24 protein-coding genes and 1 pseudogene are annotated in these 14,938 nt (G+C 40.9%); 20 read left to right on the forward strand and 5 right to left on the reverse strand.

The annotated features are described in order from the left end of the window. Positions 1 to 40: 40 nt before the first annotated feature. Positions 41 to 1,660: pseudogene (locus AB3G73_RS08420) on the forward strand (TonB-dependent receptor plug domain-containing protein); the annotation flags it as partial. Between the two features lie 329 nt (positions 1,661 to 1,989). Here AB3G73_RS08420 and AB3G73_RS08425 read toward each other — a convergent pair. Then, positions 1,990 to 2,208 carry a hypothetical protein gene (locus AB3G73_RS08425; protein ID WP_007765896.1) on the reverse strand — a complete coding sequence of 73 codons (219 nt, stop codon included), beginning with the start codon at positions 2,206 to 2,208 and terminating at the stop codon, positions 1,990 to 1,992. Between the two features lie 395 nt (positions 2,209 to 2,603). Beyond that, positions 2,604 to 3,401 carry a S24 family peptidase gene (locus AB3G73_RS08430; protein ID WP_055271048.1) on the reverse strand — a complete coding sequence of 266 codons (798 nt, stop codon included), beginning with the start codon at positions 3,399 to 3,401 and terminating at the stop codon, positions 2,604 to 2,606. An 85-nt stretch (positions 3,402 to 3,486) separates the two neighbouring features. Here AB3G73_RS08430 and AB3G73_RS08435 point away from each other — a divergent pair, with 85 nt between their 5' ends. The 18 genes from AB3G73_RS08435 (at position 3,487) to AB3G73_RS08520 (ending at position 12,224) form a co-directional block, all read left to right on the forward strand. Further along, positions 3,487 to 3,729: a hypothetical protein gene (locus AB3G73_RS08435; RefSeq protein ID WP_008766298.1), complete on the forward strand. Its 243-nt coding sequence runs from the start codon at positions 3,487 to 3,489 to the stop codon at positions 3,727 to 3,729. Between the two features lie 9 nt (positions 3,730 to 3,738). Continuing rightward, complete coding sequence (locus AB3G73_RS08440; protein WP_055271046.1) at positions 3,739 to 4,071, forward strand: hypothetical protein; 333 nt, start codon at positions 3,739 to 3,741, stop codon at positions 4,069 to 4,071. A gap of 219 nt (positions 4,072 to 4,290) precedes the next feature. Further along, positions 4,291 to 4,470 carry a hypothetical protein gene (locus AB3G73_RS08445; RefSeq protein WP_004310117.1) on the forward strand — a complete coding sequence of 60 codons (180 nt, stop codon included), beginning with the start codon at positions 4,291 to 4,293 and terminating at the stop codon, positions 4,468 to 4,470. Between the two features lie 7 nt (positions 4,471 to 4,477). Further along, a complete protein-coding gene (locus AB3G73_RS08450) occupies positions 4,478 to 4,642 on the forward strand; it encodes a hypothetical protein (RefSeq protein WP_008766300.1) in 165 nt (54 codons plus the stop codon). 19 nt (positions 4,643 to 4,661) lie between these two features. Beyond that, positions 4,662 to 6,854: a hypothetical protein gene (locus tag AB3G73_RS08455; protein WP_008766301.1), complete on the forward strand. Its 2,193-nt coding sequence runs from the start codon at positions 4,662 to 4,664 to the stop codon at positions 6,852 to 6,854. A 28-nt stretch (positions 6,855 to 6,882) separates the two neighbouring features. After that, a complete protein-coding gene (locus AB3G73_RS08460) occupies positions 6,883 to 7,797 on the forward strand; it encodes an AAA family ATPase (RefSeq protein ID WP_055271044.1) in 915 nt (304 codons plus the stop codon). Beyond that, positions 7,794 to 8,471 (forward strand): ATP-binding protein, encoded by a 678-nt coding sequence (locus AB3G73_RS08465; RefSeq protein ID WP_004303285.1) that lies wholly within the window; start codon positions 7,794 to 7,796, stop codon positions 8,469 to 8,471. The genes AB3G73_RS08460 and AB3G73_RS08465 overlap by 4 nt, the downstream gene beginning before the upstream one ends. Next, positions 8,437 to 8,871 (forward strand): hypothetical protein, encoded by a 435-nt coding sequence (locus tag AB3G73_RS08470; protein WP_119213194.1) that lies wholly within the window; start codon positions 8,437 to 8,439, stop codon positions 8,869 to 8,871. The genes AB3G73_RS08465 and AB3G73_RS08470 overlap by 35 nt, the downstream gene beginning before the upstream one ends. After that, positions 8,858 to 9,082 (forward strand): hypothetical protein, encoded by a 225-nt coding sequence (locus tag AB3G73_RS08475; protein ID WP_004303283.1) that lies wholly within the window; start codon positions 8,858 to 8,860, stop codon positions 9,080 to 9,082. The genes AB3G73_RS08470 and AB3G73_RS08475 overlap by 14 nt, the downstream gene beginning before the upstream one ends. 23 nt (positions 9,083 to 9,105) lie before the next feature. Next, positions 9,106 to 9,753, forward strand: coding sequence for a DUF3164 family protein (locus AB3G73_RS08480; RefSeq protein ID WP_119213193.1), 648 nt, complete (start codon positions 9,106 to 9,108; stop codon positions 9,751 to 9,753). Then, complete coding sequence (locus AB3G73_RS08485; RefSeq protein WP_119213192.1) at positions 9,750 to 10,136, forward strand: hypothetical protein; 387 nt, start codon at positions 9,750 to 9,752, stop codon at positions 10,134 to 10,136. The genes AB3G73_RS08480 and AB3G73_RS08485 overlap by 4 nt, the downstream gene beginning before the upstream one ends. A 62-nt stretch (positions 10,137 to 10,198) precedes the next feature. Beyond that, positions 10,199 to 10,396, forward strand: coding sequence for a hypothetical protein (locus AB3G73_RS08490; RefSeq protein WP_230328169.1), 198 nt, complete (start codon positions 10,199 to 10,201; stop codon positions 10,394 to 10,396). A 7-nt stretch (positions 10,397 to 10,403) separates the two neighbouring features. Then, positions 10,404 to 10,607, forward strand: a complete 204-nt coding sequence (locus AB3G73_RS08495; protein ID WP_004303279.1) for a hypothetical protein — start codon at positions 10,404 to 10,406, stop codon at positions 10,605 to 10,607. A gap of 164 nt (positions 10,608 to 10,771) precedes the next feature. Then, positions 10,772 to 10,960 carry a hypothetical protein gene (locus AB3G73_RS08500; RefSeq protein ID WP_055271032.1) on the forward strand — a complete coding sequence of 63 codons (189 nt, stop codon included), beginning with the start codon at positions 10,772 to 10,774 and terminating at the stop codon, positions 10,958 to 10,960. A 77-nt stretch (positions 10,961 to 11,037) separates the two neighbouring features. Further along, complete coding sequence (locus tag AB3G73_RS08505) at positions 11,038 to 11,247, forward strand: hypothetical protein (RefSeq protein ID WP_055271030.1); 210 nt, start codon at positions 11,038 to 11,040, stop codon at positions 11,245 to 11,247. Between the two features lie 18 nt (positions 11,248 to 11,265). Beyond that, on the forward strand, positions 11,266 to 11,559 hold the full coding sequence (locus AB3G73_RS08510; protein ID WP_055271028.1) for a hypothetical protein: 294 nt from the start codon (positions 11,266 to 11,268) through the stop codon (positions 11,557 to 11,559). Positions 11,560 to 11,784: 225 nt separating this feature from the next. Continuing rightward, entirely contained in the window at positions 11,785 to 12,033 is a 249-nt protein-coding gene (locus tag AB3G73_RS08515; protein ID WP_055271025.1) for a hypothetical protein, read from the forward strand. A gap of 8 nt (positions 12,034 to 12,041) precedes the next feature. Then, the gene (locus tag AB3G73_RS08520) at positions 12,042 to 12,224 is read left to right on the forward strand and encodes a hypothetical protein (protein ID WP_008766313.1); all 183 of its coding nucleotides are present in this window, start codon (positions 12,042 to 12,044) and stop codon (positions 12,222 to 12,224) included. Between the two features lie 51 nt (positions 12,225 to 12,275). Here AB3G73_RS08520 and AB3G73_RS08525 read toward each other — a convergent pair whose 3' ends face one another. Next, a complete protein-coding gene (locus AB3G73_RS08525; RefSeq protein ID WP_055271023.1) occupies positions 12,276 to 13,187 on the reverse strand; it encodes a radical SAM protein in 912 nt (303 codons plus the stop codon). A 262-nt stretch (positions 13,188 to 13,449) separates the two neighbouring features. On the opposite strand from AB3G73_RS08525, the gene AB3G73_RS08530 reads away from it, so the two are divergent. Further along, positions 13,450 to 13,707: a hypothetical protein gene (locus AB3G73_RS08530; protein WP_008766315.1), complete on the forward strand. Its 258-nt coding sequence runs from the start codon at positions 13,450 to 13,452 to the stop codon at positions 13,705 to 13,707. Between the two features lie 8 nt (positions 13,708 to 13,715). On the opposite strand, the gene AB3G73_RS08535 is transcribed toward AB3G73_RS08530, so the two are convergent. Next, positions 13,716 to 14,315: a hypothetical protein gene (locus tag AB3G73_RS08535; protein WP_008766316.1), complete on the reverse strand. Its 600-nt coding sequence runs from the start codon at positions 14,313 to 14,315 to the stop codon at positions 13,716 to 13,718. A gap of 11 nt (positions 14,316 to 14,326) precedes the next feature. Continuing rightward, positions 14,327 to 14,905, reverse strand: coding sequence for a hypothetical protein (locus AB3G73_RS08540; RefSeq protein WP_008766317.1), 579 nt, complete (start codon positions 14,903 to 14,905; stop codon positions 14,327 to 14,329). Between the last annotated feature and the right edge of the window lie 33 nt (positions 14,906 to 14,938).

The raw sequence follows: 14,938 nt of genomic DNA on the forward strand, positions 1-14,938 counted from the left end.
CCGGACACTTTTAAATAGCAATAGACTGAAAAAGGAATAAATGAAAGAGAGAACATTTAAGAAAATGATCTTTGCAGTATTCTGCTGCCAATTCTTATCCATATCACTTTTTGCACAACAGCAAAAGGTAGATACGACACATACATATTCTATTCCTGAAATAACAGTATCAGATATCTACCAGACTCGCGAAGTACGTTCAACCGCTCCCCTGCAAGTATTCTCCAAAGACGCCCTGAAAAACCTGCACGCCCTGCAAGTCTCCGACGCAGTGAAACACTTTGCGGGAGTGACCGTGAAAGACTACGGAGGTATCGGCGGACTGAAAACAGTATCCATACGAAGCCTGGGAGCACAACATACTGCTGTCAGCTATGACGGAATTACCCTGACCGATTGCCAAACGGGACAAATTGATATAGGTCGCTTCTCGCTCGATAATGTTGACAGACTTTCTCTAAACAACGGACAAAGCGATAATATCTTCCAACCTGCCCGCTTCTTTGCAGCAGCAGGCATACTGAATATACAAACACTTACCCCACTATTCACGAAGGACAAAAAGACCAACATAGCAGGAGCTTTCAAAACAGGTTCCTGGGGATTAGTCAATCCCTCCCTCCTGCTGGAACAACAATTCAATAAAACATGGAGCATGTCAGTCAGTGGCGAATGGATGTCCTCTGACGGACATTATCCATATACACTGCGCTATGGAAGTGCAGAAGGAGATCTGTCCTCACGTGAGAAACGGAAGAATACAGACGTACAGACATTCCGTGCTGAAGCCGGACTTTACGGCAACTTCTCCGATAAAGAACAATGGCGGTTGAAAGCCTACTACTTCCAGTCCTCCCGGGGACTACCCAAAGCTACCACTTTCTACAACGACCATTCTACCCAACACCTGTGGGATAAAAACACTTTCATACAAAGTCAATACAAGAAAGAATTCAGCCAACAATGGGTATTCCAAACCTCTGCCAAGTGGAATTGGAGCTATCAACGGTACCTGGACCCCGATACAAAGAACTCATTAAAGAAAACAGAAAACAGCTACTACCAGCAAGAATATTACCTTTCCGCTTCTGTACTATACAGACTGTTGAGCAACCTCTCATTCTCTCTTTCCACCGACGGAAGCATCAACACCATGAACGCCGATCTAAACAACTTTGTACATCCCACGCGCTATTCATGGCTAACGGCATTCGCCGGCAAATACGTGAATGACTGGTTAACAATCTCCGCATCCGCATTGGCAACCGTTATCAATGAAGATGTAAAGAAAGGCGGCAGTGCCGGCAATCACCGTAAACTAACCCCTTATGTAAGTGCCGCATTCAAACCTTTTCATCATGAAGAATTCCGTGTACGCTTCTTCTATAAAGATATTTTCCGCCTGGCAAGTTTCAACGACTTATATTACGAAGAAGTAGGAAACACACAACTAAAGCCGGAAAAAGCCAAACAATACAACATCGGACTGACATACAGCAAGAATGTATGCCCATTCCTACCCTATTTGTCAGCAACCGTCGATGCTTATTATAATAAGGTAACAGATAAAATCATCGCTTACCCTACCAAGAACCTTGCAGTATGGAGCATGAAAAACCTGGGACAAGTTGACATCAAAGGCATTGATGCTACAGGTACGGGGCTCAATACAAAATGTGGCATGAATGAAATGTAAGGCGAAGTACGTGAAACCGCCTGTACATCGGTGATTGACGAATGTCACGCAATATATTTGGGAAGAAAACAAAAAGTTCCGTTCCTTCTATTTTGCTTCCGTTGCTTCTATATTCATTCCGGTGGACTGTGCTGTAAATAGGGGAAACAATGAGAGACAGATTGAAAAGGCGAAGGAAAGACTGTATGTTGCTTCTGTTTTTAGGCTTAAAACAAAGGCTATACGCTCCATTTAGATGGGTGTATAGCCTTTATTAATTTAGATATAGAAATACATTACAGCGGCTTAAAATGCTATTTTCGTGCGCTTCGAATAAGCACTCCTTGTTGTATGATCGCTTTTTTAGTAGCGAAGGAAACACCATCGGACAACCCTTTGTGACGTAGGGTTTCTTCCGTAATACCTATTTCTTCAGCAGTAAATTCAGAATAGATTGCTGATATAGAACCAAAAAAACGGCTTGTTTTTTTGAAAATGAGATGAACATGTATAACCTTAGTCTCTTTAGCCATGACTTTACTTTTAGATATTTGTAATACTAAAAATTTCTATATAGTTACTATATGGAAGTTTTTCTAATTGCAAATATATGAAATAAATAAAGAAAATAGGATGTGTTTTTGTTTATTTCGTGATAAATACAGACTTATGGAAAAGATATAATTTATTGTTAAAATAGCCTATACCCATGTCAGCACCCTTTAAACACCCATTAGAAAATAGAGACAAAATGTGAATATCACCCATTAAACACCCATTAAAAAAGAAGTGTTTTTATTATTGAGTTTTACCCTATAATACTGGTATATGCATTGAGTTATACCCTATAATACAACTTTTAGGAATACAGATATTTTTGGTAATATGCTAAAAAACAATGATTTATAATAAAATATAATGTTTAATATTAAGTTAACCTTTTCATAAGTAGGGACATTTGACTTTTCAAAGCATCCACATCGTCTTCTAAATGGTTTACTTTATCATAATACGTCGCGTTAATATTAGGCATCTTTGCGCTTAAATACCATTCCACATATAGTATAGTATTAATCTCATCTTCCATCAAATTAAAGTTTGGGTAATTAGCTTTATCAACATTATCAGAGGTACAAACTATAAAACCATGTTCACGGAATCTATTTTTTATGCGTTTCACGTAAGCACGTCCACTTCTGTCGCTTACCACATATACATGATTGTCTTTAATCTCATTCCATTCACTTCGATCCAATAATCTTAAGATGAGAAATGAACAGTCTAATAATGTCGGAGACATACTTTCTCCTCGTACTTTAACACAGAAATATTTTCTATTCCTACGTAGCATATTGTAAGGAAGCCTAATAGTCTCCACGACTTCTATAAAATCAGGATTTTCACATCCATAACCTGCAGCTACAGATATATCAACGATAGGGATTGACTCAAATTCCGACTCTATTGGAACGATTTTAGAAATTTTCGTTTGATTGTCATCACGCAACATTGAACCACATCCAGCAAGCAACCAATCCGTAGAGATATCGCTATAATATGAGAGAAATTTCAATAAATTATCTTCAGACATTCCATTTGGTTGACTCAACACGCCATTGGTTATGCCTGTATTTTTATAACATTCATACTTTGTAATCCCTTTAAAATCTAAATATTGCAGAATTCTCTGCTTTAATACTGAAAAATCTCTCATATTTTCTTTCATAATTGAAAAATCTCTATTATATTTGCAGCGTGTTACAGATTAACAGCGCTCAAATGTATGAATAATAACTCAAAAATAAAAAGGTATGAAACAAATAATTGAATTAAGAGACACCGAAAAACGAAAGATGATTGCAGAAACATTTGGAATATCTCTCGCAAACCTTAGTCAAATACTTCGTTTTAAACGAAATGGAAAGAATGCAGAAGCTATTCGTAGAATGGCACAAGAAAATGGTGGAATTAAATATACTGAAGGTAATGAACCATCAAAAGTGAAGGTTTTGGATTCTCACGGAAATGTAACAAGAGTAATAAGCAATAAATAAAAATCTGCAATGCAAAAGAATAAGATTTTGAAACGTATAGATCGCATCATTTTTCAAGCCATTGTCATGGGTGATAACTTAACAGCAGATGATGTGCTACGCCTCGGCAACCATGCCAGATTCAAGAAGAAACTATTCATGGTTGGTGACACGTGCCGGGTTTCAGTGAGAAAGTTGTCCAATTCAGCGAGTATATTCACAGTCGTCAATTTCTACTACATCAATAGTCTCTGTTTTATGGATCGTATCCGCCACTATTTGGGCAAATTGAGGACAACAGCATTTCGTAATATGGGCATAAGTGAAGTCATTGTCGTAATCATAGATGATACGTGCCTTTAGCTTATGAACAGGACATTTTACATCTCGGAGTATACTCTTGCATATTGTTTGGTCTGATGCAAGTTTAGATTCCAAATCATCGAAAAACATCATAACGGTTTATTTAAATTAAATATTTTCCATATTGGCTACAAATGTAGCAAAACTATTCCGGTTCGTGATGAATAGGAATAGCCTTTTTAGAAAAATGAATGTAGAACAAGAAAAACGATATAGTATATGAAAACATTTAGAGTGATTCAGAATGTGTTGATAGCGGTCGGGATAATAACTACCGTTTCATTGGTTGACGGGATTGAGGTGTCTGCCTCTAATGTGCAGGCGGCTTTTGTCATTGCCTGTTTCACGATAGTGACCATTCTTGAAAGGGAATTCCGTTCGGAAAAGGACGAAGAGTAAAACAAGTATGCAAGCAAGGAACTTCCCCGTATTTCGGGATAACACAGACTCATGGTTTCAGATTGAATTTGTCATGGTATTATTTAATGGTGTTAGGACAGGTTTTCAATGGGAACAGGTGAAAAGAGGGGAAGCAGCTACAATCCTGGGGCAGTGCCGGGACTTGCGCTAAAGTTAATAGTATAATTATTATGGCTGAGATATTTAATAATCGGATTTGCGTGTTTGCGAATGAATTAATCATCTTCAATCCCAAAACGCAAGTTGGGAGTGAAGATGGGTTCATTCCTGAAGGAACATACTATTCGATGGTGAGGAACGGGCAACTTATCGTACTCCGTCGTGGTATTCCCGGATGTCCTGCCCTAGTAGATTTTGAAACCATGAGAAAGGACGTAAAGAAAGGGTACATTGTACGTAAAGGTGATCCCCGTGCAGAAATTGCCGCTAAAACACAGAAATCCATACTGGAAGATGCGATTGTCTACAGCAATGCCGCCTACGAGTTTTTCAGTGTGAAATACCGCTATGACGGTGACAAGAAGCTTCCCCCCGCAAAGATTGACGAATATACCCTGAATGTACGCATCATGAACGCGCTCCTCTCCCTTCGCGATGGTCGTAAAGCCAACTCGATAGGCGGTGGTGGTACGCGCATCAACGTTTGGGAAAAGCTCTGTAAGTTGAGCAATGATCTTCTGACACTGAAAGACCCGAACGGGCGTGATATTTTTCCTCATAACCTGCCGAAGAACTGGAAGGCTTTGAAACGTAAATGCGAGCAATATGAAGCGGCACGACGGATCAGTGAGGAAGAAGGCTATCGCAGTGTCATCCATAAATCGTATGGCAACAAATACGCGGCAGTCGTACTGAACGAGGACGCAAAGGCGGTGATGCATAAATTAATCAGTATGCATAACAATCTGAATAATGTCCAAATCATGGAAGAATACAACAAGGTGGCTTCCCTGATGGATTGGAAACCGATCGATAGTCCTACCACCGTTGAGAACTGGAGACAAAAATTTGCTCTCACAACAATGGCGGGAAATAAGGGAGACAAAGCTCTGAAGAACACACGCATGAAACAGATACACCGCGAAGCCCCGACACAAGCACTTACTTACTGGACGCTGGACGGATGGGATGCGGAACTGTTCTATCAGAAAAAGACTCCCAAAACGGTAAAGAAAAACGGTGAGGAAAAGAGATATATGTACACCACTTATACCAACCGGAAAACGATGGTAGTCGTACTTGACGCATGTGAAAAATATCCGGTAGGGTATGCCATTGGCGACCATGAATCACCCGCTCTTATTCGTGAAGCATTACGAAATGCGGTACAACATACCAAAGAGCTATTTGGGGAACGCTATAAGCCTTTACAGCTACAAAGCGACAATTATCAAAAGAAGGTGATGGTTCCCTTCTATGAAGCCATGACCAAGTACTATACACCAGCCGCTTTGGGAAATGCAAAGTCCAAAATTGTAGAACCCTATTTCAAACGGCTGAACGTGGAATACTGCCAAAAACAGGCGAACTGGTCGGGCTTCGGTATCACTGCCGACAAAGATAACCAGCCTAATTTGGAAGTCTTAAACCAAAATCACAAGTTCATCCCGGATGAAGCCACCGTTATTGCGCAATTAGAGGCTATTATAGCACAGGAACGGGCAAAGAAGATAGATGCTTACCGCGCTGCATGGGAACGTACTGAAGAAGCCCGTAAAATGCCTTTCGGGATTGAAGAATATCTGATGCTCATGGGGGAAACCACCGGACGCACAAATAAGATCACAGGTTCGGGGCTGTTTATCGAATTCATGGGCGAACGAATCTGCTTCGACAGCTTCGACCTTTCTCTCCGCGACCATTACAACGAAGACTGGATAGTACGCTTTGACCCGGACGATATGAGTCAGGTGCTTGTATCGAACGCAAAACGCCTGAAGTCCGGTCGTGTTGACAAAGAGATCGGGACATTGCAATACGTACTGCAACGTGATATCAAAGTTCCGATGGCTTTGGCTGATCAGAAACCGGAACATTTTGAATACCGGGCACGTGTCGACAGGTTCAACACTGAAATGGTGGAAACGGTGAAGGAGAAAGTGAAAGAGGTAGACAGGAGAATCACCACCATTTGCCAACGTATCCCCGAAATAGCTGCAGGAACGGTTCTTGACCGCTATCTGATAACTGACAGCTTGGGACAGCACAAGGATGTCCGGTCAAAAATGAGGGATGACGCCACGGATGCGGATTTCATGGAAGTGACCCAACATATCACCCGGCAAAGTGTAGCAATGGCTTCTACCGGAACGGACGATGAAGATTACGACTACAACCCGCTGGATATGAATTTTTCAAGATGATTTAAAAACAATTTAAAAGATATACAACATGGATAATCAAGCATTAAAAACGTACATAGAGAAGTTAATCAATCGTGGTTCATCTGCAACGGAGTTGGCACGGAAGTGTGGAATATCGGATACCGCCATGTCCCAATTCAGAAGCGGCAAGTATGGAGCTAACGAAGACTCTATCGCTGAAAAGATCGCTTCCGGTCTTAATTACTACGAAAACGCCTGGAATGTAGTGGAAAGCGTCACCAGTTACCAGCAGGTACGCACCGCGTTCGTGGCAGCCAAACGGAATCACAAATGGATGTGCATATCTTCCCGATCCGGCAGTGGGAAGACTCAATCCCTCATAGACCTTTATAACATGAGTGCCGATAATTCAGTCATATATCTGAAATGCCGGAAGTGGACGGCACGTAAATTCCTGACCAAGTTAGCCACATGCATGGGGGAAACGGTAACGCGCTATATGGATAACGATGACCTTATGGACTTGGTTGTTTCACACATAAACCGCATGGCTGGAAAATCCCCTTTGTTAATCCTTGATGATGCCGGAAAACTGGCGCACAGTGCCCTTTGTACCTTGATACCTCTATATGACGATACTTTACACCGTTTGGGGGCTATCGTAGCCGGAACGGAGACGCTGGAACGCAATATAAAGCGTTATGTCGGTCGTGTAGAAGGATACGACGAAATAGACGGCAGATTTTGTCGGAACTACATCGCATTGCTGGGAGCCACAAAGAAGGATGTCAAAGCCATTTGCGCGGCAAACGGGATCAATGATACGGAGGAACAGGAAAACATTTGGGGAAAGTTGAATAAAGAGAAAAAAGAACCTGTGCCGGGAAAATATGTTTGGTTTACCGATGATTTGCGTGAACTGTCCGGCATGATCGAAGACCGTATAATCAAACAACAAATCGAGCGTGGAGAACTGGCATGAAAGTTTGGAGTCAGAAGAACCTAGAAGACATCCGACATGAATATATTGATTTTGACGGTGAATGGTATCTGGCATTCGGTCGTCCGGAAAAGTCCGGTTGCTGGATCATTTACGGAAAGTCGGGACAAGGAAAAAGTTCTTTCGCTCTGCAGCTGGCACGCAAATTTGATGAAATGGGGCTTCGGGTTCTTTATTTAACACTTGAAATGGGCGCGTGCGACGACTTCGTGAATTCCGTTCTTAGTGTCGGCATTCATAGTAAAACGAATAATATAATCTATTCGGATGAAGCCACCATCACAGAACTGGACGAATACCTGTCAAAGCAACGCAGCCCGGACGTGATAATGATAGACTCCATACAATACTTCGAGCAGCAAGGGGGAGCGAAAGCCCCCGAAATAATCCGCCTGCGCAAGAAGTATCCGCGAAAGATATTTGTCTTTATCTCGCATGTGGACGGGCGCGAGGTGGAAGGAAAAACCGCCTATGACGTGAAACGTGACAGCTTTAAAAGAATCTACGTGGAACATTTCAAGGCAACATTTATCGGACGTGGCAAAGGAGGTTCACGCGGATATTACATAGTATGGGCGGAAGGGTATCAAAAACATTGGATTGAAAATATTAAAAGCGATAATGATGGAACAGAAGACGAAGAAACCTATCAGTAAAAGCCTTATCAAACGCCTGCATATCATATACAGCGCACAAGGCATTGATGACGAACAAAAGCGGGCTATCCTACTAGACCTAACGGACGGGCGGACAAATACCACAAAAGAGTTGACATACAGCGAAGCAATGTATCTCTGCGGCTATTTGAACGGTGCGAAAAAAGAAAACCGGGATTTGACTATCACCGAACGGGAAATAAGGAGACGCAGGTCGGCTGTCCTGAAGAGAGTGCAGCGGATCGGAATCGACACAACAGACTGGGGAGCGGTAAATGCGTTTTGCCTTGATGTTCGGATAGCTGGAAAGAAGTTTCGCGAACTGGACGAGGAAGAACTTCTCCTGTTGATACCGAAGCTGGAATCAATATTAAAGAAGAAAGAAGATGGCGGATATTAGTGCAGAACAACACCGGATTAACCGGATTAATGAATTACTGGATCGGCTTGACAAGATTCCCGGTGAACTGGATGCCATACACGAAAAATTGTATGCCGGGAATATGGATCGCAATACATTTGCGAAGTTGGTAGACCAAAGGTCATCGCTTTATATCGAAGCGGAAAACAAGGAACGGGAACTGAAAGAAGTATATAAAATCAAATTGTAATTAATCATTTAAAAGTTAATAGTATGGATATTAGTAAATTGTCAAAAGAAGAAAAGGCGGAACTGTTGCGTAAACTGAAAGAGGAAGAAAAAACAGAGTCCATTCAGCGGAAAGAAACCTACGAAGCATTGAGGCATCAATTCATGTTCGATGTGGAAAGTAAACTCATGCCAGTAGTGAATGACGTTCAGGGCTTTTATGATTGGATTGTAGGTGAAAGCAAGGCTTTCCGCAACGTGATGCGAGAATACAGTCAGCTCCGTATGCGTCAGGGTGAAGAGACCGCCACTTTTTCAGTAGTAGACGGGAACTTCAAACTGGAGGTAAAAAGCAATAAGGTGAAAAGTTTTGATGAACGTGCCGATCTCGCTGCCGAAAGGCTGATTGACTACCTGAAGAATTATATAGCCCATTCAGAAAAAGGAGTCGATGATCCGATGTATCAAATGGCGATGACGCTTCTCGAACGTAACCGTCAGGGGGATTTGGACTATAAGTCTATAAGCAAATTGTATGAATTGGAGTCACGTTTTGATGAAGAATATGCGGCTATCATGCAGTTGTTCAAAGAAAGCAATGTCGTGTATAAAACTGCAACTAATTACTATTTCCATAAGCGTGACGAGAACGGAGTATGGCGTCGTATTGAACCTTCATTCTGTAGATTATGATTATAGCAGTTGACTTTGACGGAACCATTAGCCGGGGGAAATTCCCGGCTATTGACGGGGAGCAACCATACGCTGGTGAATCGCTCCGGAAATTACATGATGAAGGACATAAAATCATTATTTGGACATGCCGTACTGGTGATCAGTTATTGAATGCCATCAACTGGCTGTTGGAACGCAAAATACCATTCGACCGTGTAAATGACCATGATCCTGAAAATGTCGCTAAATATGGGGAAGGCGGGAAAAAGATATATGCCCATTGCTATATCGATGACAAAAACATCGGAGGTTTTCCCGGATGGCTGGCATGTGTGGAGGAGATTGAACGGATGGAAGAAGCCTATAAAACTATTTTAAAAGAGGATAAAACTAAAGTATGAACAAGAAGAAGGAGATAATACGCACTATCAGAAATTTTAAAAGGATTCTGAAAAGTGGGAATGTGAAAACGATATTGGTCGTTAGTGATTGGGATATATATATAAAAACATACACTATTGAGGAAATTGCTGCCCGTTTCTTACGAATAAAAGGTTATAATGTACAAATTACCATATCGGATAATACGGAGCACCCTTCCTACCAGTTTGGTTATATACGATTCTATCGTTATGCCAGAATCAAGTTTAATTCTAATTAGCAAAAAGATGAATGCAAAAGATCAAAGAAAACTGTGCAAAGCCGGCTATACAATCCTGCGTCGCCATGATTACCCCCAGCCGCATATCACTTTTAAAAGCGATATAAATCCGGATAGCTGGAAAAGGTATGGGGACAATTATCCTTCAAAAGCGGAAAGAGACCGGGCAATGAAACGTTTGCTAACAGATGATAAAATAGTAGAAGATTAAATTGGATATGAAAAAAGATAATAGCTTAGAGGATCTACTGATTCTATATTTAGTATCAGTAATAGGTATATTTACCTCCTTATCGGTTTTGGCTTATTGTGGAGTTTTAAAATAAAGGGATAACAGCCGGGAAAGATCGGCTTTTGATAATATTTGATAGAGATATGAGTAAGATAGATGTTTCAACTCTGAAAGAAGGTGATACTTTCATCCATAAAGGTGTGTTGTATGAAGTCTGGCAGAAAAACACTTGGAATACTCGTTGTAGGTATTTGAATGATAAATACCGTTATGGCGATTGGTGGGAGTATCTTTATTGTGATTTTAGTAATTATACAAAAGTTGAAATATGAAGACATTGGTGTTTGATATGATGCTTGATTAGAATGTGTAATAATTAACGTATAACAAATTAGAAAGGAACTAAAGTATGACACAAGAAAAATTCATTGCATTGTCAAAGGAAAAGGTTGCAAAATTGAATAAAGGTTCAAAAGAAGCGGAAGAAGCATGGAGAGCCGGATATCTGTATTTAGCAGAACAGCTACGCACCAGTTTCAATAACAAGACACAACTTTACTTTTTAGAAGAAGTAGAAGAAATCGTCGAGGATTCTTACGAACTTGATGAATTTGAATAACGTATAATAAAATCAATTATGAGTAAAAAAGAAATTTTGATAAAATGGAAAACGGTTGAAACAATTACTCCCGACTTTCCTGATGGTGCAATCTTTATAAAAGAAGATACATCTATTGAGTTCCCTTTGGCTATTGTAGCTTTTCCATTGGGGGGACATGCGAATGGAACGAAAAAGCAACGAGAGAGAGCCAAGTTAATAGCGGCTGCTCCTGAATTATTAAAAGCGTGCCAAGAAGCACTAAAATATGTCTGCGTAGAAGAACCTGCCTATGATGTATTATGTAATGCTATCAAAAAGGCTACTGAATAACCCTCAAACCAAATCAGAAAGGAATAGAATGTTATATATAGCAGAAGTAGTAGCAATAATCGAAGAGGCGAAAAAACGTGGAGAACATTCATACACATTCATAAATCTGTCTTCGTATGTACGACATATACTTATGAAAGTCGGATATAAAATACGTTTCTCTATAGATGAGAATTGGAATGGCGTATATAAAGTAGAGTGGTAATTTCAAGTAAATCAAAATAGATGAGCTTTATATCAAGACAGAAAAATGGGCTTTTATGCCGATTCTCAACGGTGATAGATACTGTTAGTGATTACAATATGACAGATGAAGAATATATTGAAATGTGTGCCCAAAAGGCAAGGGAGGAAGCTCAAGAGACATTAAAACATTCTCTTCGTCCGTTTGAAGAGGTAAAAGCATCTTTTGTACCTACCAATATGAGCCGTGATGAGTTCAACAGAATTTTAAGATTAATGGAAAAAGAATGACCAGAAACATGAAACGATTTAATACCCAAACAAGGTTTGTCCCCCTAAAGATAGATGAAGACTTTAATGTGGGACATATTCAATCGAAAGACGGAAAAGTAAAAGACTTTAAAACGCGCAAGGCAGTTGAGAAGTATTGCAAAGAAAATCATTGCATTTATTGCGAAGAAAAATACATATTCTACAAATGATTGTCTGCCCGAAAAAAGCCGCGCAAAGATTTTTTCCTGCGCGGCTTAATTTTATATTCTCAAATTACAGCAATCATCCGGACTGCAGTTTACATTCTCTTTCCAATACTGAAAATGACTGTCCACATCCTCACAAACCGAAATCTCCCTGAACCCTGAAATCTTATTTAGATATTCGATTTTTCGCTCCAGCTGCAGATGATTGTACCCTGCATGCTTCAGGGTGTATTCGGAATAGTCAATATCCAACCATTGCTTCACCCACGTGTTTATCCGTAAAAATTCCACCAGAATTTTATCACATTTGATACTGTTCAGAACCCTAAAATCAATAAATTGCGGGATAAATGGGGATAATCTGACAGCCACATCAAACCCTTGTTCCTGCAGCTTCTCAATAGCTTTAATCCGTGCGGATGGCAGACATGCCTTTTCAAATGTACGTGAAAGTGTGTCATCCGTAGAAGTCACAGATATTTGTATATGTGCCAGTTTTCTATCCATCAACCGGATATATCTGTCATCTGCCACCATTGAGGACTTTGTCACGATAAGGTAGTGTACCCCTTGTCGGTTCAGGTTCTGAATTGCTTTATAGGTTTCCCTGTAAACAGCCTCACAAGGTTGGAAACAGTCAGTCATTCCACCCAAACGCACAACTGTTCCCCGCTCTAATTTGCAGATCTTCCTCTCCACTTTGTCCGTCCGGGAAACGGACGGATTATCTGGATGCCATAGTCCCCTGAAATTAAGAAGCGACTTTGCATAACAATAAGAACAGTCGTGAAAGCATCCACAGCCGTAGAGGTCTAAACGTGTCGGGTAATTGCATTTATTCCCTTCATTCCCGGAGACGGTCTTATAAAAGGACTTGAACTCTGGTGCTTGTGTGGACGTATTCACCCATTGTGGTGCATTTACTGTATATCCGGTAGCCATCCCCGTAACTTTTTCTTTCAACATGCTCATACTCTTTTAAAATGAATGTTTATAATAATACAAATTTGATTATCTTTGCAATGCCAATCACATAAAGCAAAAATGCGAGCAGACGCAGCAAGGGTCTTTGCCCCCGGCTGTGCGTCTGCTCGCATTTTGTTAGTATGTGATTGGCGTCTTTACTAACAGGCTGGGGGCTTTTTTATAGCCTTTCCCCCGCAGGCTTATATTCAATTTTGACAAATCACTGGAAATCCGTATATTTGCGCTATAATAATGCTTTCTTATGCGGAATCCTGAAATGACCAAAATACGTGACCGGAAGATGGTAGAAACGTTCTATCTTCTCTATGATAAAAAGCGCATCCGTTTGGAGGATGTTCTTTTACGTATGAGTCATGACCTGTTCTTTCTTGATCAGAACTACATCTACAAACGGATTTTTTATATATCGGAGAATTTATCATATTACGAACAATTAAAAGAGGGCAAAAAGCCCGATTCAAAAAAGAACGATACAAATCAACTTAGTCTTGGTTTTTAACCGTTGCATCATAGATGATACAGCGGTTCTTCGTCTTCCGTTTTCTCCGGTAAGTCCCCATTGCTAATTTTCATTTCACGGTCTTTCATGTCGGCATGGCTTGCAAGTTCCATTGTGGTGTAATCCATGATTTCACATTCAAAGCTGATCCGGTACAGGTTTCCCGCACCCCCCGACTCTTCCCGTCCGACATGGGTACGTCGGAGCGTGCCGAAGTTCTTTCCCGATTTTCCGTGTAACATCATCCCCAGCAATGTCAACAGGTCAAGAAAGGACAACGCCTCTTCCTGCATTGCCGCACCTTCGTAGGTATCGGAAAAAGTTTCGTAAAACAGCCGGAAATCAATCTGCGTGTGAAGCCGCTGAACGAGTAACCCTTCATCCTCAATACCCAGCGTATTAAATTCAATGAATACAGCCGGGGACGAAAAGGGATGTTCCTCATCGAGAAAACTAACCTGTTCATGCCACATGTCTATATGTTCAATCCCCGGTGTATTTTCCATCCGTTCCCTTAGCTCGGAGTACTCATCCGGGATAGATGCGAGGAACTCATCTTTGCTCCGTATTATTTCAACCAGTTCTTTGTAGCAGTCTGTCCAAATCATAACTATATAGATTAAATATTCGAGAATCGTTTGTCAATCTCCGATGCGATCCATGTATCGAGTTGCTTCATAAACGTAGCGGACTCACCCATATACTGACGTTTGGGGATTCTTATCCTGCTGCCTACTTTTTTAAGTGCCATACTTTTGTAAAAAGAAGCCATTGTAGACAGCCGCTCATTGGCTTTATTTTGCCGTAATTCGCCATTTTTCCTCTTTTGCATTGATCCGGTCGACTTCATGTACAAATACCAAAAATAACGTTTCATTCGCTCCGTTACGACAATGTACCCGCCTTCATTGTGGATCTTGGCATAAGCCAGCGGATCGGTCTGATAAATGATACGGTCTATTCCACGGCTGACCGCATGGATGCTGTCGCGGAGCTTCCCGCTTTGTATCAATACGCCACGATCCGAACCGATTGCGAGTGACCTTTTAGCCCACGGTGTCAGTGATGTATCAAGAAACCCCTGCCTGCGAAAATTCTGCTTGAAGAAGTTCACACCCGCAACTTTCGCGTAGCGGTGCGCATCTTCTACCAGTGTGGATAATTCTTTAAAAAAATCAGGTAATTCAGTTCTTTCCATTTGCATTTCAAAATAAAATTGTATATTTGCAAT

Origin of the sequence: Bacteroides sp. L008, from assembly GCF_040812255.1 — a bacterium.
In the GTDB taxonomy this organism is placed as follows: Bacteria; Bacteroidota; Bacteroidia; order Bacteroidales; family Bacteroidaceae; genus Bacteroides; species Bacteroides vicugnae.

What these genes read in the sequence shown, in the direction of transcription:
- AB3G73_RS08425 (WP_007765896.1), bottom strand. Translation starts at nt 2,208, where the DNA reads ATGGCTAAAGAGACTAAGGTTATACATGTTCATCTCATTTTCAAAAAA.
- AB3G73_RS08430 (WP_055271048.1), bottom strand. Translation starts at nt 3,401, where the DNA reads ATGAAAGAAAATATGAGAGATTTTTCAGTATTAAAGCAGAGAATTCTG.
- AB3G73_RS08435 (WP_008766298.1), top strand. Translation starts at nt 3,487, where the DNA reads ATGAAACAAATAATTGAATTAAGAGACACCGAAAAACGAAAGATGATT.
- AB3G73_RS08440 (WP_055271046.1), top strand. Translation starts at nt 3,739, where the DNA reads ATGCAAAAGAATAAGATTTTGAAACGTATAGATCGCATCATTTTTCAA.
- AB3G73_RS08445 (WP_004310117.1), top strand. Translation starts at nt 4,291, where the DNA reads ATGAAAACATTTAGAGTGATTCAGAATGTGTTGATAGCGGTCGGGATA.
- AB3G73_RS08450 (WP_008766300.1), top strand. Translation starts at nt 4,478, where the DNA reads ATGCAAGCAAGGAACTTCCCCGTATTTCGGGATAACACAGACTCATGG.
- AB3G73_RS08455 (WP_008766301.1), top strand. Translation starts at nt 4,662, where the DNA reads ATGGCTGAGATATTTAATAATCGGATTTGCGTGTTTGCGAATGAATTA.
- AB3G73_RS08460 (WP_055271044.1), top strand. Translation starts at nt 6,883, where the DNA reads ATGGATAATCAAGCATTAAAAACGTACATAGAGAAGTTAATCAATCGT.
- AB3G73_RS08465 (WP_004303285.1), top strand. Translation starts at nt 7,794, where the DNA reads ATGAAAGTTTGGAGTCAGAAGAACCTAGAAGACATCCGACATGAATAT.
- AB3G73_RS08470 (WP_119213194.1), top strand. Translation starts at nt 8,437, where the DNA reads ATGATGGAACAGAAGACGAAGAAACCTATCAGTAAAAGCCTTATCAAA.
- AB3G73_RS08475 (WP_004303283.1), top strand. Translation starts at nt 8,858, where the DNA reads ATGGCGGATATTAGTGCAGAACAACACCGGATTAACCGGATTAATGAA.
- AB3G73_RS08480 (WP_119213193.1), top strand. Translation starts at nt 9,106, where the DNA reads ATGGATATTAGTAAATTGTCAAAAGAAGAAAAGGCGGAACTGTTGCGT.
- AB3G73_RS08485 (WP_119213192.1), top strand. Translation starts at nt 9,750, where the DNA reads ATGATTATAGCAGTTGACTTTGACGGAACCATTAGCCGGGGGAAATTC.
- AB3G73_RS08495 (WP_004303279.1), top strand. Translation starts at nt 10,404, where the DNA reads ATGAATGCAAAAGATCAAAGAAAACTGTGCAAAGCCGGCTATACAATC.
- AB3G73_RS08500 (WP_055271032.1), top strand. Translation starts at nt 10,772, where the DNA reads ATGAGTAAGATAGATGTTTCAACTCTGAAAGAAGGTGATACTTTCATC.
- AB3G73_RS08505 (WP_055271030.1), top strand. Translation starts at nt 11,038, where the DNA reads ATGACACAAGAAAAATTCATTGCATTGTCAAAGGAAAAGGTTGCAAAA.
- AB3G73_RS08510 (WP_055271028.1), top strand. Translation starts at nt 11,266, where the DNA reads ATGAGTAAAAAAGAAATTTTGATAAAATGGAAAACGGTTGAAACAATT.
- AB3G73_RS08515 (WP_055271025.1), top strand. Translation starts at nt 11,785, where the DNA reads ATGAGCTTTATATCAAGACAGAAAAATGGGCTTTTATGCCGATTCTCA.
- AB3G73_RS08520 (WP_008766313.1), top strand. Translation starts at nt 12,042, where the DNA reads ATGAAACGATTTAATACCCAAACAAGGTTTGTCCCCCTAAAGATAGAT.
- AB3G73_RS08525 (WP_055271023.1), bottom strand. Translation starts at nt 13,187, where the DNA reads ATGTTGAAAGAAAAAGTTACGGGGATGGCTACCGGATATACAGTAAAT.
- AB3G73_RS08530 (WP_008766315.1), top strand. Translation starts at nt 13,450, where the DNA reads ATGCGGAATCCTGAAATGACCAAAATACGTGACCGGAAGATGGTAGAA.
- AB3G73_RS08535 (WP_008766316.1), bottom strand. Translation starts at nt 14,315, where the DNA reads ATGATTTGGACAGACTGCTACAAAGAACTGGTTGAAATAATACGGAGC.
- AB3G73_RS08540 (WP_008766317.1), bottom strand. Translation starts at nt 14,905, where the DNA reads ATGGAAAGAACTGAATTACCTGATTTTTTTAAAGAATTATCCACACTG.